Annotated in this window: 24 protein-coding genes; 7 read left to right on the forward strand and 17 right to left on the reverse strand. The window is 61.7% G+C overall.

The annotated features are described in order from the left end of the window. Nucleotides 1-4: 4 nt before the first annotated feature. On the reverse strand, nt 5-328 hold the full coding sequence (locus LB555_RS27205; protein ID WP_015317935.1) for an FtsB family cell division protein: 324 nt from the start codon (nt 326-328) through the stop codon (nt 5-7). A 150-nt stretch (nt 329-478) separates the two neighbouring features. Beyond that, complete coding sequence (gene eno / locus LB555_RS27210; RefSeq protein WP_015317936.1) at nt 479-1,753, reverse strand: phosphopyruvate hydratase; 1,275 nt, start codon at nt 1,751-1,753, stop codon at nt 479-481. A 197-nt stretch (nt 1,754-1,950) separates the two neighbouring features. Here eno and LB555_RS29360 point away from each other — a divergent pair, with 197 nt between their 5' ends. Beyond that, nucleotides 1,951-2,076: a hypothetical protein gene (locus LB555_RS29360; RefSeq protein ID WP_015317937.1), complete on the forward strand. Its 126-nt coding sequence runs from the start codon at nt 1,951-1,953 to the stop codon at nt 2,074-2,076. Nucleotides 2,077-2,134: 58 nt separating this feature from the next. Here LB555_RS29360 and LB555_RS27215 read toward each other — a convergent pair whose 3' ends face one another. From LB555_RS27215 to LB555_RS29365, 6 genes are all read right to left on the reverse strand, one after another. Continuing rightward, nucleotides 2,135-2,500, reverse strand: coding sequence for a PRC-barrel domain-containing protein (locus tag LB555_RS27215; protein WP_015317938.1), 366 nt, complete (start codon nt 2,498-2,500; stop codon nt 2,135-2,137). 84 nt (nt 2,501-2,584) lie between these two features. Beyond that, a complete protein-coding gene (locus LB555_RS27220) occupies nt 2,585-2,788 on the reverse strand; it encodes a dodecin family protein (protein WP_015317939.1) in 204 nt (67 codons plus the stop codon). A gap of 77 nt (nt 2,789-2,865) precedes the next feature. Then, entirely contained in the window at nt 2,866-3,708 is an 843-nt protein-coding gene (gene kdsA, locus LB555_RS27225; RefSeq protein ID WP_015317940.1) for a 3-deoxy-8-phosphooctulonate synthase, read from the reverse strand. Beyond that, nucleotides 3,705-4,586, reverse strand: a complete 882-nt coding sequence (locus LB555_RS27230; protein WP_015317941.1) for a VOC family protein — start codon at nt 4,584-4,586, stop codon at nt 3,705-3,707. The genes kdsA and LB555_RS27230 overlap by 4 nt, the downstream gene beginning before the upstream one ends. Nucleotides 4,587-4,733: 147 nt before the next feature. Continuing rightward, nucleotides 4,734-5,024 (reverse strand): Dabb family protein, encoded by a 291-nt coding sequence (locus LB555_RS27235; protein WP_015317942.1) that lies wholly within the window; start codon nt 5,022-5,024, stop codon nt 4,734-4,736. 169 nt (nt 5,025-5,193) lie between these two features. Continuing rightward, a complete protein-coding gene (locus LB555_RS29365) occupies nt 5,194-5,328 on the reverse strand; it encodes a hypothetical protein (protein ID WP_023773660.1) in 135 nt (44 codons plus the stop codon). Between the two features lie 335 nt (nt 5,329-5,663). On the opposite strand from LB555_RS29365, the gene LB555_RS27240 reads away from it, so the two are divergent. After that, a complete protein-coding gene (locus tag LB555_RS27240) occupies nt 5,664-6,920 on the forward strand; it encodes an SAM-dependent methyltransferase (RefSeq protein WP_015317944.1) in 1,257 nt (418 codons plus the stop codon). A 122-nt stretch (nt 6,921-7,042) separates the two neighbouring features. Here the strand turns inward: LB555_RS27240 and LB555_RS27245 are convergent, their stop codons facing one another. Next, nucleotides 7,043-9,022 (reverse strand): bifunctional 2',3'-cyclic-nucleotide 2'-phosphodiesterase/3'-nucleotidase, encoded by a 1,980-nt coding sequence (locus LB555_RS27245; protein ID WP_015317945.1) that lies wholly within the window; start codon nt 9,020-9,022, stop codon nt 7,043-7,045. Nucleotides 9,023-9,172: 150 nt separating this feature from the next. Next, entirely contained in the window at nt 9,173-10,438 is a 1,266-nt protein-coding gene (locus tag LB555_RS27250) for an NAD(P)/FAD-dependent oxidoreductase (RefSeq protein WP_015317946.1), read from the reverse strand. Between the two features lie 164 nt (nt 10,439-10,602). Between LB555_RS27250 and LB555_RS27255 the strand changes: the two genes are divergently transcribed. Then, the gene (locus LB555_RS27255; protein WP_015317947.1) at nt 10,603-11,262 is read left to right on the forward strand and encodes a 5-formyltetrahydrofolate cyclo-ligase; all 660 of its coding nucleotides are present in this window, start codon (nt 10,603-10,605) and stop codon (nt 11,260-11,262) included. Between the two features lie 4 nt (nt 11,263-11,266). Here the strand turns inward: LB555_RS27255 and LB555_RS27260 are convergent, their stop codons facing one another. Next, on the reverse strand, nt 11,267-11,740 hold the full coding sequence (locus tag LB555_RS27260) for an Lrp/AsnC family transcriptional regulator (protein WP_015317948.1): 474 nt from the start codon (nt 11,738-11,740) through the stop codon (nt 11,267-11,269). 157 nt (nt 11,741-11,897) lie between these two features. Here LB555_RS27260 and ald point away from each other — a divergent pair, with 157 nt between their 5' ends. After that, entirely contained in the window at nt 11,898-13,013 is a 1,116-nt protein-coding gene (gene ald / locus LB555_RS27265) for an alanine dehydrogenase (RefSeq protein ID WP_140793731.1), read from the forward strand. 216 nt (nt 13,014-13,229) lie between these two features. Further along, nucleotides 13,230-14,534, forward strand: coding sequence for an outer membrane protein (locus LB555_RS27270; RefSeq protein WP_224684189.1), 1,305 nt, complete (start codon nt 13,230-13,232; stop codon nt 14,532-14,534). A 232-nt stretch (nt 14,535-14,766) separates the two neighbouring features. Here LB555_RS27270 and LB555_RS27275 read toward each other — a convergent pair whose 3' ends face one another. From LB555_RS27275 to LB555_RS27295, 5 genes are all read right to left on the reverse strand, one after another. Further along, the gene (locus LB555_RS27275; protein ID WP_224684195.1) at nt 14,767-15,228 is read right to left on the reverse strand and encodes a DUF1203 domain-containing protein; all 462 of its coding nucleotides are present in this window, start codon (nt 15,226-15,228) and stop codon (nt 14,767-14,769) included. A gap of 207 nt (nt 15,229-15,435) precedes the next feature. Continuing rightward, on the reverse strand, nt 15,436-15,999 hold the full coding sequence (locus LB555_RS27280) for a GNAT family N-acetyltransferase (protein WP_140720514.1): 564 nt from the start codon (nt 15,997-15,999) through the stop codon (nt 15,436-15,438). A gap of 4 nt (nt 16,000-16,003) precedes the next feature. Then, the gene (sseA, locus tag LB555_RS27285; RefSeq protein WP_224684190.1) at nt 16,004-16,915 is read right to left on the reverse strand and encodes a 3-mercaptopyruvate sulfurtransferase; all 912 of its coding nucleotides are present in this window, start codon (nt 16,913-16,915) and stop codon (nt 16,004-16,006) included. A 37-nt stretch (nt 16,916-16,952) separates the two neighbouring features. Then, nucleotides 16,953-17,696: an alanyl-tRNA editing protein gene (locus tag LB555_RS27290; RefSeq protein WP_224684191.1), complete on the reverse strand. Its 744-nt coding sequence runs from the start codon at nt 17,694-17,696 to the stop codon at nt 16,953-16,955. Beyond that, nucleotides 17,696-18,730 (reverse strand): cysteine synthase A, encoded by a 1,035-nt coding sequence (locus LB555_RS27295; protein WP_140717259.1) that lies wholly within the window; start codon nt 18,728-18,730, stop codon nt 17,696-17,698. Before LB555_RS27295 ends, LB555_RS27290 begins: the two co-directional genes overlap by 1 nt. Nucleotides 18,731-18,954: 224 nt before the next feature. Here LB555_RS27295 and LB555_RS27300 point away from each other — a divergent pair, with 224 nt between their 5' ends. Then, a complete protein-coding gene (locus LB555_RS27300) occupies nt 18,955-19,776 on the forward strand; it encodes an SDR family oxidoreductase (RefSeq protein ID WP_140619562.1) in 822 nt (273 codons plus the stop codon). Between the two features lie 91 nt (nt 19,777-19,867). Beyond that, the gene (locus LB555_RS27305) at nt 19,868-20,842 is read left to right on the forward strand and encodes an alpha/beta hydrolase (protein WP_224530752.1); all 975 of its coding nucleotides are present in this window, start codon (nt 19,868-19,870) and stop codon (nt 20,840-20,842) included. Nucleotides 20,843-20,945: 103 nt separating this feature from the next. On the opposite strand, the gene LB555_RS27310 is transcribed toward LB555_RS27305, so the two are convergent. Beyond that, entirely contained in the window at nt 20,946-22,367 is a 1,422-nt protein-coding gene (locus LB555_RS27310; RefSeq protein ID WP_015317958.1) for a DEAD/DEAH box helicase, read from the reverse strand. Nucleotides 22,368-22,609 lie beyond the last annotated feature (242 nt).

Genomic DNA, 22,609 nt, shown 5'->3' on the forward strand with positions numbered 1-22,609 from the left:
TTGGTTACTTCGCCGGAGCCGGCAGCATGATGGTGATCTCGTCGGCCTGCGACAGATTGAGTGCCTTGCGCACCTGCTCGTCGAGCATGTCCTTCTCCAGCGTGCCGTCATGCATGAGCTTGACGCGCCGCTCGAGTTCCATCCTGCGTGCCTTGATCGCATCGAGCTGACCCTGCAACGCAACCGTCTCGGCCTCAAGCTTGTATTTCGAATTGATGCCGAATTCGCCGTGATAGGCGTGGAAGCCGAAATAAGCCAGGAACAGCACGCACAGCGAGGGAATAATCAGCCGGCCGGTGTTTCTCTGCTTGTGCTGACGCGTCCACATAACCGATTCCCCGTGCCGCGAACTCAAACGGCTCGAAGTCTTTTTCGCCTGATTGTGCTTAACGGACGGTTACGGGAGACCGCCATGCCGGCCTGAAATGAAAAAGGGCGGGATGTCCCGCCCTCTCCGTATCAACGATGTGCGGCCGGATCAGCCCTTGATCACGGACTTGCCGGCATAATGCGCCTGCTTGCCGAGTTCTTCCTCGATGCGGATCAGCTGGTTGTATTTGGCCATGCGGTCGGAGCGCGACAGCGAGCCGGTCTTGATCTGCCCGCAATTGGTGGCGACGGCGAGATCGGCGATGGTCGAATCCTCGGTTTCGCCCGAACGGTGCGACATGACGGCGGTGTAGGCAGCCTTGTGCGCGGTCTCGACCGCATCCAGCGTCTCGGTCAGCGAGCCGATCTGGTTGACCTTGACCAGGATCGAGTTGGCGACGCCCATGCGGATGCCGTCGCGCAGGCGCGCCGTGTTGGTGACGAAGAGATCGTCACCAACGAGCTGCGTCTTCTTGCCGATCAGGTCGGTCAGGTACTTCCAGCCTTCCCAATCGTCCTCGGCAAGGCCATCCTCGATCGAGATGATCGGATAGTCGGCCGCGAGCTTGGCGAGGTACTTGGCTTGCGCCTTGGGATCGCGCGTCTTCTTCTCGCCCTCATAGACATAGTTGCCGTCCTTGAAGAACTCGGTCGCGGCGCAATCGAGGCCGAGCGCGATCTCTTCACCTGGTTTGAATCCGGCCTTCTCGATCGATTCCATGATGAAGTCGAGCGCCACCGGCGCGCTCTTCAGGTTCGGGGCGAAGCCGCCCTCGTCGCCGACATTGGTGTTGTGGCCGGCATCCTTCAGCTTCTTGCGCAGCGTGTGGAAGATTTCCGAGCCCCAGCGCACGCCTTCGCGCAGCGTCGGCGCACCGACCGGCAGGATCATGAATTCCTGGAAGTCGATCGGATTGTCGGCATGCGCGCCACCATTGATGATGTTCATCATCGGCACGGGCAGGACATGCGCCTTGGTGCCGCCGACATAGCGGTAGAGCGGCAACCCGGCTGCATCGGCCGCGGCCTTCGCGACCGCCAGCGAAACGCCCAAGATGGCGTTGGCGCCGAGCCGGCTCTTGTTGGGCGTGCCATCAAGCTCAATCATGGTCTGATCGATATGGATCTGGTTTTCGGCTTCCATGCCGCCGATCGCCTCGAACAATTCGCCATTGACCGCCTCGACGGCCCTGAGCACGCCCTTGCCAAGGTAGCGGGCGCCGCCGTCGCGAAGCTCGACGGCTTCGTGGGCGCCGGTGGAGGCACCCGACGGCACCGCGGCGCGGCCCATCGAACCATCTTCGAGAACAACATCGACCTCGACGGTCGGGTTTCCACGGCTGTCCAGGATTTCACGCCCGACAATGTCGATGATGGCGGTCATTGCGATGTCCTCGATTGATCTGGAGAAAACGTCGCGCCCGTCTTAGCCAAAGCGACGCAAAAGGCAATCGGGGCCTGATCGAATAGTGCCGCCCGCCCGATTCACGAAGCGCAATTTCCTGTCATCATAAGTCATGCCACCGGACGCGCATTTCGGGTTAGGAATGTTATCGCGGGGCGAAACAGGAGGGGTTCGCCATGTCTGAGTTGAGCGGTATTGTCAGTCTGTTCCTGATCGCCGCGGCGTTCCTGACGTCATGCGACAACCAGCAGTCGCCGCCAAAGGCTATTGCGTCTTTGCCGGATTTGCACATCAGCGAGTAGCGTTGCATTTGAATCAAAAAGGGGGCCGTGGAAACGACCCCCTTTTTCGATTGTGGCGTCAATGCCAGTAGGGCGCGACCTTATAGTATTCGTATGACTCGTCGCGCGCGCTCTCGCCATCCGCGCCGGCCAGTTCGTTGATGGAATGGGCAGGCGCTGCCTTCAGCTGTTCCTTGGAGAAGGGTATGACATAGCCGCCCCTTGCCTCATCATAGTCGAGGCTTGCCCAGGGGATGGCGTGGTACTTCTCGCCAATGCCGAGAAAGCCGCCAAATCCAATCACCGCGAACATGATGCCGTTCGACGTCTTGTCGAGCATGACGTCCTCGATGCTGCCGATGCTGTCGCCTTGGGTGTTGTAGACGGTCGTGCCGATGACTCGCGAAGCGGCAATGGCTTCGGTGTGGCCTGTTTGCGTCGTCATTGTTTGCTCCTCGTTGTCGTTAATCCGCACTTTGACAATGAGGGGCGCGGGCGAAAGTTCCCGACTTTTTTGGCGGCTGCCCAATCACTCCGCGAGGATGAAAGTCACCTTCATATTGACGCGATAGGCCGCGATCTTGCCATCCTCGACGACGATCTTCTGGTCCTGGATCCAGGCGCCTTCGACGTTCTTCAGGGTCTTCGCGGCGCGCGCAATTCCCTTCTCGATGGCGTCTTGAAAGCTTTTCCTGGACGACGAGGTGATTTCGGTGACGCGGGCGACGGACATTGGCTTCCTCCTGCCAAAGCGCTCATTTGCCGGACGAGCCTACAACCGGGGCTTATCCGCTACAAGACATTGGCTTTTCAGCCCTTTGCAATCCTGTCGAAGGCCATCAGCCTTTCCAGCAGTGCCGGCATATCCTTTAGCGGCAGCATGTTGGGACCGTCGGAGGAAGTCGAATTGTCGGGGTCTTGGTGGGTCTCGATGAAGACGCCGGCAACACCGACGGCAACAGCCGCGCGGGCCAGCGTCTCGACGAAGTGGCGCTCCCCGCCAGACGATCCGCCCTGCCCGCCCGGCTGCTGCACCGAATGGGTGGCATCGAAAATCACCGGGGCGCCGATCTCGGCCATGACAGGCAGCGCCCGCATATCCGACACCAGCGTGTTGTAGCCGAAAGAAGCGCCGCGCTCGGTGGTCAGCACATTGGCATTGCCCGAGCCGGTGATCTTGGCGACGACGTTCTTCATGTCCCAGGGCGCGAGGAATTGCCCCTTCTTCACATTGATGACCTTGCCCGTCCTCGCGGCTGCGACCAGCATATCGGTCTGGCGCGACAGGAAGGCCGGAATCTGCAGCACGTCGACATGCGGCGCCACGATCGCGCACTGTTCCTCGGTGTGGACATCGGTCAGCACGGGAAGCGAGAATTCCTTGCGCAACTCGTCGAAGACGGGAAGCGCGGCATCCATGCCGGCACCCCGCGTCGCCGACAGCGAGGTGCGATTGGCCTTGTCGTAACTCGTCTTGTAGACGAGGCCGATGCCGAGCCTGCCGGTCAGCTCCTTCAGCGTGCCGGCCATGTCGAAGGCATGCTGGCGCGATTCGAACTGGCAAGGGCCGGCGATCAGCGCCAGGGGTCCCGCATTGTCGAAGACGACGTTGCCGACGGTTACCGACGAATTGGGCGCCAGGGGGTTGCTCATGGGATCTCCCGAAAGATGAAAGCCGCGCCCTGCCCGGATGCCGGCCGCACGATGATGTCATTGCCCGACATATCGTGCTGGACGGCATTGGCCGCAAGCAGGCCTGCGGTGGCGCCAATGTCGCGGATCGAAAAAACCACGGCGGCGAAGTGCAATTCTGATGGCGTACCGGCCGGTATGCCGAAGCGCGCCGTGAAAGCGGCGGCCTCCAGCACGGTCAAGGCCGCGTTCGGCAGATGAAAGACGCCGTCGTGCGCATCGGCGGCCTGATCATTGACCGCCACTGAAATCAGCCGATGCTGCTCGGCGGAAGCGCTGCTGATTGCAACCACCTCGACAATTCCGTCGACCCCATTGGGGTGAGCCTGCAAGGCTCCTCGGTCTACTCTCGGCGCGTTGATGCGCTGACAGGCAAAAAGAAATGCGTCCGTTTGGCCGGGAGCCGCGGCAAAGGCGAGCTTGAATGACGCCGTATCGCTTTTGCCCGCCGTGTCGGTGAAGGCTCGGGAGAAGCTCAGCTTGTCTCCCGCCGACAGACCCGCTTCGACATAGCGTTCATGGTCGTCATCGGCATTGTCCGTGCCAAGCACCACCGCGGAAAATCCCTCGTTGCCACGACTTTCGCGATAGAGGCGATCGCGCGCAACGAAGACATTGCCCTCGGCAGCCGCCTCTGTCGCAGCCTGTTCACGGCCGATCGCAAGCGGCTCCAGATAGGTGCCATCGGCGAGGAAAACGCAGCAGTTTTCCGTGCCAAACGGATGGATGCCGGTCGGAGCGACGACGAAGCCAAGGGCGTTGAGCCGGGCACGCGCCACATCGAGGCTCTGCGTCGGCAGAACCAGATGATCGAGCGGATGAATGCCTGACGAGGTCATGGAAGCGCGATGTGCATCATTCGGAAGATCGGTTCAAGACTTGATCGCAATGCCGCCGGCGGCGGCCCCGCAACAACCACCTGAAACAGTCGTGGACTTTCCCTTCCGCCGCAACTGGACTTGACATGAGGCTATCCCGGCACGGGATCAGCTTCCAGCCACGACATCAGCGGAATAGCGCAGCTCGCGCAATGGTTTGACCTTGCTGGTGGTCTGCGCATAGAGCGGATGCGACTTGTAGGCTGCCAGCGCCGCGTCATCGGCAAATTCCGCGTAGACGACGACATCCACTTCATCCGACAGCGGGTCGACCTTGGTGTTCAACGTGACCTCGAAGAGACTGGAATGAGGAATGTCCCCAAGCGCCAGCAGTCCGGTGCGAACTGCTTCCACATCTTCCTTGCGGCGCGCGCTGAAGAAAACGATATGCCGGATCAATCCCGCCTCCTCGATCTGAAATGTCGGTGTCTTTTGTGACGGCGGTCTCTTTGCGTCAACCGGTCATGGCGCCACGCGTCCTTGCGACGCGCCTCGATCGGGCTGGACCTCGTCTCACACCGGTGAGCACCTCAAATGAGGCGCCAGGCTGCTATCTCAAGAGGGGATATCAGGCTTTTCCGGTGACGTAGCGCACGACATGGGAGAGTTCCCTGACCGTGACGTCGAGATACCGGCCCTGATTGTAGAGACCGTCCCAGATCAGGAAGAACGCGATGGCGGCAATGACAATCACATAACGCATGGCTAAAGCTATCGCACTAGCGCCGCGGCTGCCATAGACGTTTTCGATTTTGGGCAGCAGCCTGCCGCAAGGCGGCGGATGCCAGCCGCCCGCGTGGCACAGTCCAGCTCTTGGCATGCCTCTTGAAGTTCCGCCTCATGGCGTGGAAGATTGGCGCAGGCATTCATCGGGAAGCGCTGAAGCTCTGGCTAAGGGGCGCGCGCTTCGTTCGAGCCCGCCTGTCGCCGGATCCGCAAGCTACCGGGACCAGGCAATGGCGTTCGAACCCGGCGGATGAACCAAGAGAACCGCGGCTCGGCGATCGCGCCGGCACCACGGAGATCCAGGGGCTTGGAATGACACACGGGGAACATCATGGCATAGCACCGGGCGACGCGGTCAGGCTCGACGAGTTCAATTTCGCCGAGATCGTCAAGGGCCTGCCGGCCAAGGCGCGCATGGTGCTGTCGGCGGCGATGAACCTGCCGCGCGGCTCGCTGAAAGTCTGGATGCCGGACGGCCGCGCCGTTCTCGTCGGCGGAAAGGCGCCGGGGCCCGATGCCGAACTGGTGCTCAAGAACTGGCGCCTGCCGGGCCGCGCCTTTTCCGGCGGCACAATTGGTGTTGCCGAATCCTATATGGACGGCGATTGGGAAAGCCCTGACGTCACCAGCTTCCTGGAATTATTCGTGGTCAACTCCGCCTTCGGTGAGAGGGTTGCCGGCGGCGCCAGCTGGCTCATCAACACAGTCCAGCGCATCCGTCACTGGTTCAACGAGAACACACGCGCGGGATCGAAGCGCAATATCTCCGCGCACTACGATCTCGGCAACGCCTTCTACAAGGAATGGCTTGACCCGAGCATGACCTATTCCTCGGCGCTTTACGCGAATGGCGTCAACGATCTCGAGAGCGCCCAGGCCGCCAAATACCAGGCGCTGGCCAGGGATACCGGCATAGGCGGGAAGGATCATGTGCTGGAGATAGGCTGCGGCTGGGGCGGCTTTGCCGAATTCGCGGCACGCGAAATCGGTTGCCGGGTTACCGGATTGACCATCAGCCGCGAGCAGCACGACTTCGCCAAGGCGCGCATCGCCAAGGCCGGCCTTGACGAAAAGGTCGACATCAAGTTGCAGGATTACCGCGACGAAACGGGCACCTACGATCGCATCGCCTCGATCGAGATGTTCGAGGCGGTCGGCGAGAAATACTGGCCGGTGTTCTTCTCCAAGATGAAGGACTGCCTGAAGCCCGGCGGCATGGCTGGACTGCAGATCATCACCATCAACGAAGCCGCCTACGACACCTATCGCGCAAGGCCGGATTTCATCCAGCGCTACGTCTTCCCGGGCGGCATGCTGCCGACGCCGTCCATCTTGAAATCACTTGGCGCCGCGCACGGCCTTGCTCATCTGCGCGAACGCGTTTTCCCCGAAGACTATGCCCGTACACTTGCCGAATGGCGCCAGCGTTTTCGAGGGTCCTGGGAGAAAATCGTACCGCTCGGTTTCGACGATCGTTTCAAGAAACTCTGGGAGTTCTACCTGCACTATTGCGAAGCCGGCTTCCGAGCCAGCTACATCGATGTGCGCCAGGTGGTCTACAAGGCGTAGCTGGGTACGCACGTCGACTTCCTTTTGCGGGCGGCATTTCCATCGATGCGCTGGATCTTGTCATGCCGGGCGATTCGTGCCGCCGGCCTCCAAGGCTGACCGCATCCAGCTTTGACAGCTGATCAGAGAAGGATGCGATATCGGGCAAAGCCAGCTTCGCCCTCGCCGGCAGGTTCGATCTTCAGCGACTTCACATCGGCGATGACGTCCTTTGCCTTGACGCCGGTGTCGAAGACGACGCTGGTTCCCGGCAACGGCGCAAACGACCAGTTGTCGTCGGCCGACGGGTTGATGGTGTCCTGGCTGACGATGTAGCGGACGATGACGTCCCGGTTGGTGTCCGGCGCCTCGTAGATGATCTTCGCGGCATTGATGTCGGGGAAATTGCCACCGCCGCCAGCCCGGTAATTGTTGGTCGCGACGACGAATTTCGCTGCCGGATCAATCGGTTTTCCGTCGAACATAAGCTCAACAATGCGATTGGAACCGGCATTGGCGATGCCGCCCTTGGCATCGTATTTCGGCGGCTGCGACAGATCTATCCTGTAGGTGACGCCGTCGATGACGTCGAAATTGTAGGACGGAAAATCAGTGTTGATCAGGACCTGGTCAGCCTTCCCCGCCTCGATCTTGTTGAAGATGCCGGCCGACATTTCCAGCCATTCCTTGACCTGAGCCCCGGTGATTTCCACGGCGCGCACCGTGTTGGGATAGAGGTAGAGGTCGGCGACGTTCTTGATGGCGATGTCGCCCGCCGGCACATCGGTATAGTAATCGGCGCCGTTGCGTCCACCGGCTTTGAACGGGGCCGCCGCCGACAGCAACGGCACGTCCTTCCACTGTGTGCTTTTCAATATGTCCTTCAGGTACCAGGTTTGCGCCTGGCTGACGACCTGCACCGACGGGTCGTCAGCGACCAGCGCGAAATAGGAATAGAGCGGCGCGGACGTCTTGCCGACAGGGCGGCGCACATAGGCGAGCGTCGCCTGGTGGTCCTGCTCGAGAGCGGCGATGATGCGCTTGTCGTCCGGGACGGTCGGCTTGTTCTTGTTGTCGACACGCTCGAAGATCGGCCGTGCCTCCGATGTCGCCGAGACCACTTTCCACTTCGACCCGTCGCGCTCCAGCATCAGGTCGATCAGGCCCATATGTGAGCCCCAGAACCCGCCCATGACGGCGGGCTTGCCTTGCAGCGTCCCCTTCTGTGCGTCGACGCCCTCGAGCGCCTGGAAATCTTTCTTGCCGGGGAAGACCAGATGCTGGTGGCCGGTGAAGACCGCGTCGATGCCTTCGACGCCGGCGACGAAGAACGAGGCATTCTCCATCATGTCACCCTGCTTGACGTCGATGCCGGAATGCGAGAGCGCGATGACGATGTCGGCGCCCTCCTCCTTCATCCGCGGCACCCACGCCCTCGCCGCTTCGACAATGTCGCGTGTCTTGACGTTGCCTTCGAGGTTCTTGAGGTCCCAGACCATGATCTGCGGCGGCACGAAACCGATGATGCCGACCCTGATCGGCTGTTCCGAGCCTGACCCGTCCTTGATCTTCTTGTCCAGGATTACGTAAGGCTTGAGGTAGAGCTTGTCGTCGCGCGGGTTGGCGGCAAGCTCGGTACCCCGGATCAGGTTGGCGCAGACGAACGGGAAATTGGCGCCGGCCAGCACCTTGTCCAAAAAGGACAGGCCATAGTTGAATTCGTGATTGCCCAGTGTCGAACACTCGTAGCCGAGCAGGTTCATGCCTTTCATGATCGGATGGAGATCGCCCTCCTTCAGGCCCTTCTCATAGGCGATGTAGTCGCCCATCGGGTTGCCCTGCAAAAGGTCGCCATTGTCGATCAGCATCGAATTGGCGGCTTCCTTGCGCACCGCGTCGATGAGGGAGGCCGTGCGCGACAGGCCCATCGTGTCATTGGCTTTGTCGGCGTAGTAGTCATAAGGCAGCACGTTCACATGGATATCGGTGGTTTCCATGATCCTTAGATGCGCCTGGTTGGCCTGCGCCCGGGCGGAGAAGGGATGAAGCACGATCAGCGCCCCTGTGGCGGCGGCCCCGGCTAGGAGACCACGGCGAGAGACGGGATGGAGCAGTTGCGACATGTTTTCTCCTTCTTCAACGACCTGACGAGTCCTGCCCCGAAGCGAACTTCGCGCTGAAATCAGCTCAAGTCCACTCAAGAAGTCGCGCGCATCGGCACGCCAATCCATCAGCAACAGATGACGGCCGGATGAAAGGCGCGGTGAAGAAAGTCAGGTCCTGTCGTCGTCGCCCTGGGTGATCAGCCGGGCGCTGCGCTGGCCTGTGACGTAGATCCATAGCCAGCTCAGCGAAACCGCAAGCCGGTTGCGAAAACCGATCAGGAAATAGATATGTGCAATGCCCCAAAGCCACCACGCAAGCCAACCGGTGAGCTTGATCCAGCCGAAATCAATGGCGGCGGCGCGCTTGCCGATCGTCGCCAGATCGCCGGCGTGCTTGTAGTGGAAAGGCCGCGGGCTGGTGTCGCCGGCAAGCCTGGCCTTGACGGTCGCGGCAACATGCCGTCCCTCCTGCTTGGCGGAAGGCGCGACGCCGGGCACGGGCCGCCCGTCGGGCCGCAGCACGTGGGCGGCGTCGCCGATGACAAAAATCTCCGGGCTGCCGGGCACGCTGAGATCAGGCTCGACCAACACCCTGCCCGCCCGATCCGCCTTCGCTTCCAGCCATTCGGCGGCTGGCGAAGCGGCAACGCCGGCTGCCCACAGGATCGTGCGGGCCGGCAGAATCGTGTCGCCAAAAACCACGCCGTCGGCATCGCAGCGCGTAACGGCCCGGCCGAGCTCGACCGAAACGCCAAGCCGTTCCAGCGCCTTCCGAGCGTAGTCGGAGAGCTTTGGCGCGAAATTGGCCAGAATGCGGTCGCCGGCCTCGATCAGCACCACCCGCGTCTGGCGCGTATCGATGTTGCGGAATTCGCCGCGCAGCGTGTCATGTGCCAGTTCGGCAATGGTTCCGGCGAGTTCGACCCCGGTCGGCCCGCCGCCGACGATGACAATGGTCAGCAGCGCTTGGCGCCTGGCAGGGTCAGATTCCCGCTCCGCCTGCTCGAAGGCCAGAAGAATGCGGCGCCGAATGGTGGTGGCATCCTCCAAAGTCTTCAGGCCCGGCGCGAAAGGCTCCCATTCGTCATGGCCGAAATAGGCATGGCGCGCGCCGGTGGCGAGCACCAGCGTGTCGTAGGCGACGGCGCTGCCGTCGTCGAGCAGAACGCGTTTGCCGGACCGGTCGACATCCGTGACATTGGCGAGCAGTGTCGTCACATCCTTGCGCTTGCGCAGGAGATGGCGGATCGGCCAGGCAACCTCCGAGGTTGCCAGCGCCGTGGTTGCCACCTGATAGAGCAGCGGCTGGAACAGATGATGGTTGCGCTTGTCGATCATGGTAATGCGCACCGGTGCACCGGCCAGTGCGCGGGTGAATTCGAGACCGCCGAACCCGGCACCGACGACGACGACATGATGTCTGGCATCGCTCATTTGATTCACCCCTGATGGGCAAGATTGCCTGCCCTAGATGTAGGTATCTTGTGCAATGCAACAATGGCAGGACAGTGCTTGAGACTCGTCGTTCCATGTCGTGAATGCACATGTTCTATCGTATCGCGAGGTATAGCGTCATCGAACATGAGATGAGGTGAGGCATGGCTAACGATCATGACAACCAGGGCCCGGCGCAATACTCTTCGCCGCCCTGCTTCATGCACGAGCTCGACCCTGCGTTCCAGGCACCACTCAGCGACTGGACCGACGTGCGGCGTTGGCGCAAAGCCGAGCGCGAAAGGCTAATCGCCGCCCGGCTTGAAGTTTCCGCCGACGCCCGAACAGCAATGTCGCAACGCATCGCCGGCGGGCTGGATGCACTTGTCGGCGAGATCGCGGGCCGCATGGTCAGCCTTTACTGGCCGTTTCGCGGCGAGCCGGATCTGCGGCCCTGGATGGCGTCCGTCAATGAGCGTGGCGGTCGCACCGCGCTGCCCATCGTTGTCGAGAAAGGGCAACCGCTGATCTTCCGCGCCTACAAACCGGGCGACCGGTTGGAAAAGGGCGTCTGGAACATCCCGATTCCGGCAGAGGGTGATCCGGTGCTGCCGGACATCGTCATCTCGCCCATTGTCGGCATTGATCCGGCAAGCTATCGCCTGGGCTATGGCGGCGGCTTCTTCGACCGTACGCTGGCCGCCATGCCGTTCAAGCCGCTGGTCATCGGTGTCGGCTACGAATTGCAGCGCATCGCCACCATTTATCCGCAGCCGCACGACATCCCGATGGATCGGATCGTGACGGAGGCGGCCACGGTATAGGGCTCTAGGCCATCTCCGGCTTCAGACCCATTGCCGTCCGGTCGACGATTTCGCGCAGGGCGAAGGACGAATTGATCTTCGTCACATGCGGCATCGCCGACAGCCATTCCTTGTGGATGCGCTCGTAGTCGACGAGATCCTTGGCCGCGATCCTCAGGATATAGTCGTACTCGCCCGACATCAGGTGGCACGACAGCACGTTGGGGCAGCGTTTGATCGCCGCCTCGAAATCCGACAGCGTCTTTTCGAACTGGCCGGAGAGCGATATGTGAACGATCGCCGTCATCTGGTGGCCAAGGGCCGCGTTGGACAGCCGGGCGTGATAGCCGCGGATGGTTCCGGACTTCTCCAAATTGTCGAGCCGCCGCGAGCAGGCCGACTGCGACAGGCCAACCTTCTCGGCAAGGGCCGCGTTCGGCATCCGCCCGTCCTTCTGCAAAGTCTCAAGAATGGCGATATCAATCCTGTCGAGCGGCATTTTTCGTGATTCCTGCGAAAATCCGTTTATTTTTTGCAACGAATATCGAAACTGGCCCGTCCACGCAAGCGCATTCGCAAACACCTGCACGCCGATTCATGGTTCACTCCAGCACTACAGGGAGTGAGCCCAAAAGGGCCCGGATCAGGAGAAGAAAATGCGCATCGGCTGCCCCAAGGAAATCAAGAACCACGAATACCGTGTCGGCCTGACGCCGGGCTCGGTTCGCGAATATGTCGCCCATGGCCATGAAGTGCTGGTCGAGACCGGCGCGGGAGCCGGCATCGGCGCCGATGACAATGCCTACCGCGCTGCCGGCGCCGTCATCGCCAAGACGGCCGCCGACGTGTTCGCCAAGTCGGACATGATCGTGAAGGTCAAGGAGCCGCAGCCCAATGAATGGGCACAGCTGCGCGAAGGCCAGATCCTGTACACCTATCTCCATTTGGCTCCGGATCCGGAGCAGACCAAGGGCCTGCTCGCCTCGGGCGTGACGGCGATCGCCTACGAAACCGTGACCGACGATCGTGGCGGCCTGCCGCTGCTGGCCCCGATGTCGGAAGTCGCCGGCCGCTTGTCGATCCAGGCCGGCGCCACGGCGCTGCAGAAGGCCAATGGCGGCCGCGGCGTGCTGCTCGGCGGCGTACCCGGCGTGCTGCCGGGCAAGGTCACCGTGCTTGGCGGCGGCGTCGTTGGCCTGCACGCGGCCCGTATGGCCGCCGGCCTTGGCGCCGATGTCACCATCATCGACCGCTCGATCCCGCGCCTGCGCCAGCTTGACGACCTCTTCGCCGGCCGGGTCCACACCCGTTACTCGACCGTCGAGGCGCTCGAGGAAGAATGCTTCTCGGCCGACATCGTCGTCGGCGCCGTGCTCATCCCGGGCGCCGCCGCACCGAAGCTCGTCAGCCGCGAAATGCTGTCCGGCATGAAGAAGGGCTCGGTACTGGTCGATGTCGCCATCGACCAGGGCGGCTGCTTCGAGACCTCGCACGCCACCACCCATGCCGAGCCCACCTACGAGGTCGACGGCGTGATCCACTACTGCGTTGCCAACATGCCAGGTGCCGTGCCGGTCACCTCGGCCCACGCGCTCAACAACGCGACGCTGCACTATGGTCTGCAACTCGCGGACAAGGGCCTGAAGGCTCTGGTCGATGACCATCACCTGCGCAACGGCCTGAATGTCCACAAGGGCAAGATCACCAACCGCGCGGTCGCCGAAGCGCTCGGCTACGAACTGGTCGAGCCGAAAGCAGTGCTGGCGGCTTAATATACCCGGAAAAAGTCAACTCACACTCTTGCCCGCCGGTTCACTCCGGCGGGCTTTTTGCTTTGGGCAATGATGCGCCAAACCCGCTTCCCAGAGGACCATCGAAGCGTGTGCCGTAAGGGCACTTTACCCCCCTATTGTTGCATTTTTGTCATACCCTTCTTGGCCGACTCCCTGCTAGGAACATCTTGGGCTTATTGATTAGGGGTACGGGCTATGTTTCTTCGCGTTTCAGCGAAATCTATTCTTCTTAGTGCAGTATCGGCGGTGGCAATTATGTCGGTCGCGCATGCCGCTGATGTTGTGCAACCGGTCGAGGCATCCGGTTTTAACTGGAGTGGCGTTTATGTTGGCTTCGGTATCGGCGCCGGAGCCAACTCGCACAAGCTCAGCAGCGATCTCATCCCCGGTCTGTCTTTGGATGGCATCGGCGGTGAAGGGGTCTACGGCGAACTTACCGCTGGTTACGACTATATGGTGTCGCCCCGCTTCCTTCTGGGTGGGCTTGTCGATGTCCATGTTGGCAACATTGAAACGTCGCTGGATGTCGGCCCTTTCGACGCGTCTATTCAGGAGACATACGGCTTCGATGCCGGTTTGCGTGCTGGTTACCTGATCACGCCGACTACGCTGGGCTACGTCATGGGCGGCTATTCCTGGCAGAAGTACAAGCTCGATACCAATGCCGGTTTCGGCTTCGATTGGGACCAGAGCGGATATTTCGTCGGGGGTGGTCTCGAAACCGCGATCAACAGCAACTGGACGATCAAAACAGAATACCGCTACACCCGCTTCGGCACCAAGGACGATCTCCTTTCCGAAGCTGGCATTCCTTCGCCGGACGGCGCACTCAATCTCGACACGTCGCGTCACACATTCCAGGTTGCCGCCAGCTATCGCTTCGGTGCGCAGAACGGAGCCGCCGCTTCGTTTGAAACACCCGCCTACAACTGGACCGGCTTCTATATCGGTGGTGGCTTGGGCGCCGGCGCATCGGTGCACCAGCTCGAAATCCCGCCGCTTCTCGGTGCCAAGTTCAACGGTCTTGGTGGTGAAGGCGTGCTTGGCGAGTTGAACGTCGGCTATGATCATGACTTCGGCAGCTGGGTTGCGGGTGTCATGGTCGATGCTCGTTATTCGGGCATGACCAGCCAGCTCGACATCCCAGGCGGCTCGATCAATCTGGATACGGACTACGGCTTCGATGTGCTGGGCCGCGTCGGCATGAAGATGAACGAATCGACCCTTGCCTATGCACTGGCTGGCTATAGCTGGCAGCATTTCGATCTGAACGCTTCCGATCCGGTCGGTGATATCATCGACTGGGGTTCCAGCGGCTTCTCAGTCGGTGGTGGCCTGGAAACGGCAGTGTCGAGCAACGTCACGCTCGGTCTGGAATACCGCTATTCGCAGTTTGCCGAGAAGGATTTCTCGTCGGATCTCGGCCTCCCCGACGACTCCATCACTTCCAAGGCTTCCTTCCATACCGTGCGTATCGGCGCGAAGTACAAGTTCAACTAAGCCCCCTCCAGGCAAACAGTCGAAGCCCGTCGGCCATGCCGGCGGGCTTTTTTGCGGCGAAAGACGTTAGGGCCGAACGCGGGCAACAAAAAAGCGGAGCCAAAGCCCCGCTTCCTCGATATCGAGATTGCCGCCGGTTCATCCGCGGTCGGCCAATCGATCGACACTGGCTTTCTAGCGCGTCTATGCGACAGCAGTGCGACAGAGACTTTCTGCCGCCAATCCCTTGATCTTATGCGCGCTCGATGCGGCACTGATAGCAATTGTTGCGCGCCGAGCGGACATGCACATAGGCAATGTCCTCACGCTCCAACAAAGTCTCGGCTCGTGCGGCAATTGCTCCGGTCGGGATGATGCCACCGCTGCCGTAGACGATGCGATCATCGCCGCCATAGCCGCGCACGATATAGTCCGGGCTGTCGAGGATCTCCGGCGGCTCCCTTGTCCCGACGGCACGCTCGCATTCCTGGGCATGCAGGAAGATCGGCCCGGTTTCTGCATAGGGCTGAGGGTCTGGAAATGGCCGGTAGGCGAGGATGAGATAGACATCGCCGGCGGCGATATTCCTGAGACAATGACGGCAAGGCATCCCGTCGCCGTCAGAGATTTTCCGCTCGGGCGTACGGCCATAGGCATCGGGGCCGCCGCGCTGCAGCGCCCTGACATTTTCGGTCGGCAGAGCTGTGAATTGGATGGTCGTCGTAAGATCTCCGGTACTGGCGACCGGAAACTATGCGCTCGCCGCCGTGCTTCCCACCCGATTCCTGCCAAGCGTGCATGAGCCGATCCGATGTCGGATCCTCCCTTCGAGCTCCGGGAGGGCTACCGAAATCGTTAATCGGCTAATCAGTTCGACAATCCGTTGATGAATCATCGAAGCGGCGGCGGATTCCGGCTGAACTTACGGCCGCATGACGCTGGCCGAGCGCTCGGCGAAAGGCAGGGGATGCACGACTTCCTTCTTCTGCGCCACCGGCGTGAAACCGAGCTTCTGGTAGAGCGGTAGCGCGGCCGGGTGGTCGAGCGTGCAGGTCTGCACCGTCACCCTTTTCGGCCCATACGACCATGCCGCGGCAATCGCCGAACCAAGGAACCAGCGACCGATGCCTTGACCGGTGGCATGTTCCATCATGCCGAAATAGGCGAGTTCGACTTCCTCGGGCAGATGCGGCTTGAGATCGAAGAAGCCGGCAGGCGCACCGTCGAGATAGAGCACCCTGATGTCGCGATCCTCGCGGTGGATTCCGGCTGACAGCTCATCGTCATTCAGCCTCAGAACATTCACCCAGTGCCATTTGCGTCCCACCCGGTCCATCAGGTAGCGATAGAAATGCAAGGGAATGTCCCTGGTTTTCAGCAGCGCGACCTGGCGGTTGTAGGGTACCGGTGGCGAGACGGGCGGTGGGGCATGCATTTCGAGAAAAGTCACCGTGACCTCAATGTCCTGCAGCACGCCGTTTTCCATCAATTCATTCCTTGCCGGTCGTTGCTGGGCCAGTCGTTGCTGGGCCGGTCGTTGTAGGGCCGGTGGTCGCTGGGCCGGTCACGACTGGTGTATCGGACAATCCGCCCCACTCGGTCCATGAGCCGTCATAAAGCCTGTTGTCGGTATGGCCAAGCGTTTCCAGCGCCAGCGTGACCACCGCGGCGGTGACGCCGGAGCCGCAGGATGTGACCACGGGCTTGGATAGGTCGATACCGGCGTCCTCTATCACCTTGCGCAAACGGTCCTTCGGCAGCAGCCTGCCGTTTTCCGACAATGCGGAGTACGGCACATTGCGCGCGCCCGGCATGTGGCCGGAGCGGATGCCAGCGCGGGGCTCGGGTTCGCTACCCGTGAAGCGGCCCGGCCCACGGGCATCGGCAATCTGGCCTGCCTTTGTATCGACAATCCGGCGCATATCGGCCAGACCGACGACGCGACTGGCGTCGAAATCGGCATGAAAGACGCTTGGCGCGATCTTCGTCGGCTCGGCCGTTGCCGGCCGGCCGGTCGCCTTCCAGCGGTCGAAGCCGCCGTCCAGAATATAGGTCTGGAAGACACCCATGGTCCGGAACATCCACCATGCCCGCGGTGCGGAGAAAAAGCCCGGGCCATCATAGACGACGATGGTGTCATCGGCCGAAACGCCCATCGCGCCGACATATTGGGCGAAATGCTGCGGGGATGGCAGTGTATGCGGCAAGGCAGCGTCAGGATCCGAAACCGCGTCCTGGTCCAGGAAACGGGCGCCAGGAATGTGAGCCGCATCATACTCGGCGCGCGCGTCGCGCCTTTGTGCAGGCAGATACCAGGAGGCGTCAATGATCGTCAGGCCCGGCTGGCCGAGACGTTCCTGCAGCCAGTCCGCATCGACGGTAAAAGGACTGTCTTCGGCCATTCTTTTCTCCTGCCGCCTTTTGATGGTGTCTGTCTGTTCAGTTCGCCGGCATCGGGCCGAAGCGGATGCGGAAGCGCCTGTTCTCCCGGCCCTTCTTTTCGATCTTGCCGATGTGGATTTCGCCGATTTCGCCGGTGCTCCTCACATGGGTGCCGCCGCAGGGCTGGCTGTCCACCGAGGCATTGTCACCGATGCAGACCAGACGGATCTTGCCGGTGCCAACAGGCGGTCGGACGTTCTTGGACTTCACCAAGCCAGGATTCGCGGCCAATTCCTCGTCGCTGATCAGCCTGGTGAAGATGGGATGATCCGCCCGCACCAGATCCATCATGCCGGCGGTCACCTCTTCCTTGGTGAAGCTGGCGTCTGGAATGTCAAAATCGACACGGCTGTCGTCCTCGGAAACCGCCGCCCCGGTGATCGGGAACGGGCAGACAACGGTGAGCAGGTGGCAAGCCGCGTGCATGCGCATCAGCAGATGCCGGCGCTCCCAGTCGATGGCGAGCTTCACCGTCTCGCCCACCTCCGGCAAGGCCTGCTTCGGTGACGGCACATGGATGATCTCGTCCTTGGTCTCGCCAGTGATCGTGGCGGCAATTGCGACGCGGCTGCCGTCGGCACGCTCCAACGTGCCGCTATCGCCCGGCTGGCCGCCGGAAGTGGCATAGAAGATCGTCCGGTCGAGGATGATGCCGCCGCGCTCATTGATGGCGACGACCGTGGCATCCGCCGTGCGGAGATAGGCGTCGTCGCGAAACAGCGCTTCGGTCCGGTGCGCCATCACGTGACCTTCTCGAAGGGCACTGAAATCTTGCTCTGCAATTCCATCCAGCCTGGTACCGGCAGTTGCTTTTCGCGCAGGAATTCGGGGTTGAATAGCTTCGACTGGTAGCGCGTCCCGTAGTCGCAAAGGATCGTCACGATGGTGTGGCCCGGACCCAATTCCGCAGCCAGCCGCATCGCGCCGGCGATGTTGATGCCGGTCGAGCCGCCGACGCACAGGCCTTCCTCCTGGATCAGGTCAAAGACGATCGGCAGCGCGTCCTCATCCCTGATCTGGTAGGAGAAGTCAGGCGTGAAGCCTTCGAGGTTGGCGGTGATGCGCCCCTGCCCGATGCCTTCGGTAATCGAACTGCCTTCTGACTTCAGCTCGCCGCTGGTGTAGAAACTGTAGAGCGCGGCGCCGAGAGGGTCGGCGAGCGCGATCTTGACGTTCTTGCTCTTGGCCTTCAATCCGAGCCCGACACCGGCCAGCGTTCCGCCCGACCCCACCGCCGAGACAAAACCGTCGACCTTGCCGCCGGTCTGGGCCCAGATTTCCTCGGCCGTGGTGCGGATATGGCCATCGCGGTTGGCGACATTGTCGAACTGGTTGGCCCAGATCGCGCCGTTCGGTTCGCTCCTGGCCATCTGCTCCGCCAGCCGTCCCGACAGTTTTACGTAGTTGTTGGGATTCCTGTAAGGCACGGCCGGCACTTCGATCAGCTCGGCGCCGAGCAGCCTGATCGTGTCCTTCTTTTCCTGACTCTGCGTATCCGGAATGACGATGACAGTGCGATAGCCCAGCGCCTTGGCGACGAGCGTCAGCCCGATGCCGGTGTTGCCGGCGGTTCCCTCGACGATGACACCGCCCGGCTGCAACAGGCCGCGTTGTTCGGCATCACGGATGATGAACAGGCCGGCGCGATCCTTAACCGACTGCCCCGGATTCATGAACTCGGCCTTGCCCAGGATCTCGCAGCCGGTTTCTTCGGAAGCCTTGTTGAGGCGGATCAGGGGCGTGTTGCCGATCGCGTCGATCACTGAACGGGGCATTCGGGATTCCTTGTATGCGTGCGCCGAAACCCTAGAAACCCAACGCTTCGGTTTCAAGGCAAGAATTCGTCTGGTCCAGTCGCATTTCCGGCGCTGCGGTGTATGGATGTCGCCGGGGACCGGTGGACACCGGACAGTTCATTTGCACCCGGCGTCGAGAAGCACTCTTTTCATTCGATTTCTCCACCGCTAGAGCAAGACATAACAACTCGGCAGGGCGCAGCATGACACTCTATCGGGCCGATCCGAAACACGGCGTAGCCTGGGTCACCGGCGGCAGCAGCGGCATTGGCCGCTCGCTGGCCAGGGATCTGGCGTCACAAGGCTATGCGGTGGCTGTGACAGCGCTGGACGACGATCCGATCGACACGCTCATCGTCGAGACCGCGCAGATGCCGGGCAAGGTCGTGTCCTTTCCCTGCGACGTCACCGACGAGCCGCGCATGGCAAGAACGGTGGCGGCGATCGAGAACGACCTCGGGCCGATCGTGCTCGCCATCTTCAATGCCGGAAATTACATCTCGACACCCGGAGAGTCCCTCGTCGTCAAGGATTTCCGCCGCTCCTTCGAAGTCAACTATTTCGGCATCATCAATGGGCTGGTGCCTGTCGTCGAGCATATGCGGGTGCGCGCGCGTGGGCATGTCGTTCTGGTCGGCTCGGTGACCGCCTATTTCGGCTGGCCGACCACGGCGGCCTATGGCGGTACCAAGGCGGCTATCAACATTCTGGCCGAGTCGCTGAAATATGATTTCGACAAGATGAACATCCGCGTCCAGGTGATTAACCCCGGTTTTGTCGACACGCCATTGACCGAAAAGAACATGCTGCCGATGCCTGGCCTGATGCCGGTCGGCCGCGCGACGCGCCGCATGGTGCGGGGAATCAAATCCGGCGGCTTCGAAGTGACGTTCCCGTACAGAACGAGCTGGCCGTTGAAAATTCTCGGCATGCTGCCAAGGCCGCTATGCCGATGGGTGATCAGCCTGACGACCAGCTGGAAAGCGCGCCCGCTGCATTATGAGCGCAAACCGCCCAACAAATAATGCCCACAGGATTGGTGGCTTGGCCGCCTGAACGGCCGTTGCCTGTTCATGGCCACCACCATAGTTTGAATGTTGTTGCGTGGAGTCTGCGATGGGGCGACGGATCGTGCTTGCTGTGCTGGGCCTGATCGCCGTCCTTGCACTGACCTTCCTACTGGGTCCACGCGTACCCGTCGACACCACGATCCATTTCGATCCTTCCGCCATCGGCGACGACCCACAGGCCTATGTGGCAAAAGTGGAGGCTGCCGTACCCGGTATCCGCGACGGGCTGGAGAAGGAGATCGTCTGGGCCAACCCAATGGTGCACGCAAAGACACCGCTGTCGATCGTCTACATCCACGGCTTTTCCGCATCGAAGGGCGAGATCCGACCCTTGCCCGACGACGTGGCCGACCAGCTCGACGCCAACCTGTTCTACACCCGCCTCACCGGCCACGGGCAGGACGGCGCGGCGATGACGCAAGGCAGCGTCAACGCCTGGATCAACGACTATGAGGAGGCGCTCGCCATCGGCCGGGCAATCGGCGACAAGGTGATCGTCATCTCAACGTCGACCGGCGGCGCGCTGGCGGCCTGGGCAGCGACGCAGCCCGGGGCATCCGAGGGTGTGGCGGCCATTGCATTCATCTCGCCCAATTTCGGCGTGAAAGCATCCGGCGCCGAGATCCTGACCATGCCCTGGGGCAAGCAGATCGCCGAACTCGTCGCCGGCAAGGAACGCAGCTTCGCGCCGCGCAACGCGCTGCATGAGAAATTCTGGACCACCAGATATCCGATCGCCGCGACGATGCCGATGCAGGCGCTGACCGACCTTGCCTATGGCGCGCCGGTGGAGAAGGCGACCATTCCCGCCCTGTTCATCTTCTCGGATATAGACAAGGTCGTGCGACCCGACCGCACGCGTGAGATCGCCGCGCGCTGGGGTGCCGCGCATGAGCTGGTGCCCATCGAAAGCACTGGCGATCCAGACAACCATGTCATTGCCGGCGACGCGCTATCGCCATCCACCACCGCATTCCTGGCGCAACGGATTGCCGTCTGGATCGAAGCGGTGGCGAAGTGAGGTTCGAAGACAAAACGGCGGCTGAAGCAATGTTCAGCCGCCGTTTCATTCGTAGTCGGCACCAGGCAACCGTTAGGAACTGGCCGGTTGCCGCGAGGTTTCGTTAGGCAGCCCGTGCGGCCGGACGCTTGCCGCCGAAGCGGCGCTTGTTGTTGCCCTTGAAGGGTTTTGCACCTTCCGGCTTGCGCTCACCGGCAAAGGCCGGCTTGTCGCCGAAACGCTTCTTGCCGAAGCCGTTGTTCGGCTTCTTCTCGCCGCCCGGCCGCCTGCCGTCGCGACGGCCATTGCGGTCGCGATCGTTGGCAGGTTCGAAGCGCTCGTTCTTTTCCGCAGGATTGCGTGCGGGATCGGGGCTGCCGAGATGGTCGGCAACGATTGGCAGCTTCGTGCGGATGATGCGCTCGACCTGACGCAGCTTGCTGTTCTCCGAAGGATCGCAGAGCGTGATCGCGATGCCATCCATACCGTTGCGGCCGGTGCGGCCGATACGGTGGACATAGCTTTCGGCTTCGTCCGGCAGGTCGAAATTCACGACATGGCTGATGCCGGGCACGTCGATGCCGCGCGCGGCGATGTCGGTCGCGACCAGAATGCGCACCGATCCATCACGGAAATCGTTCAGTGCCTTCTGACGGGCATTCTGCGACTTGTTGCCGTGAATGACGGCGGCCTTGAAGCCGTCGCGCTCGAGGTCCTTGGTCACCCGGTCCGCGCCATGCTTGGTGCGCGAGAAGATGATGACGGACTTCATCGCTTCGTCGGCGAGCATCGTCGACAGAACCTGGCGCTTCTGCTTGGTGCGGGCGAAGACGACGCCCTGGACGATCTCTGCCGCCGCGGTGCTTTGCGGCGAGACCTCGATGCGGACCGGGTTCTTCAGGAGGCCCTTGGCGAGTTCGGCGATCTCGTCCGGCATGGTGGCCGAGAACAGCGCCGTCTGACGATCGGGCGCGGTCGCCTTGGCGATGCGCTTGACATCGTTGATGAAGCCCATGTCGAGCATGCGGTCGCCCTCGTCCAGCACCAGCCATTTGGTGTCGGAGAGGATGAGGTCGCCCTCGCGCACCAGGTCGGTCAACCGGCCGGGCGTGGCGATGAGGATATCGACGCCGGGAGCAACCTTCTTCACCTGGCTGAAGCGCGATACACCGCCCAGCACGAGTGCCGTCGAGACATGCGCGCCCTTGGCGAGGATCTTGATGGTGTCCTCGATTTGCACCGCGAGTTCGCGGGTCGGCGCCAGGATGAGCGCCCGGGTCGTCTTGGCGCGCCGCTTGGTGCCGAGTGCGATGATCTTCGACAGGATCGGCAGCGCGAAGGCAGCGGTCTTGCCGGAGCCGGTCTGGGCGATGCCGAAAATGTCACGGCCTTCCAGCTGCGGCGGGATCGCCTGCATCTGGATCGGCTTCGGTTCGGCGAAGCCGGCATTGTGGGTGGCCTTGAGCAGCGCACCGGTAATTCCCAGCGCCGCGAAACCGGAGAGTTCCGCGGTGTCGTTGCCGGGCAATGTGTTTTCGTTGGTCAAAATAATCTTCTTTCACGCGGCCTCTGGCCGCAAACGTCAATGGCGGCAGGGCGCAACCTGCCGTCGAAAATTTTATATGAAACGACAAGGCGGGCGGACGCGGGCGTCCACTCGGCTGCGCTGTCGTGCCCGCAGGCATCATGCCACGGGGCTTTTTCGCCACTTTGTGATGTATCGGAAGAGGGCCGATATACCGGAAAGAGGGAAAACAGACGCAACCAGTCTCATTTGTCGAGAAGGCC

Origin of the sequence: Mesorhizobium sp. BR-1-1-10, from assembly GCF_020165595.1 — a bacterium.
Classification (GTDB): domain Bacteria; phylum Pseudomonadota; class Alphaproteobacteria; order Rhizobiales; family Rhizobiaceae; genus Mesorhizobium; species Mesorhizobium australicum.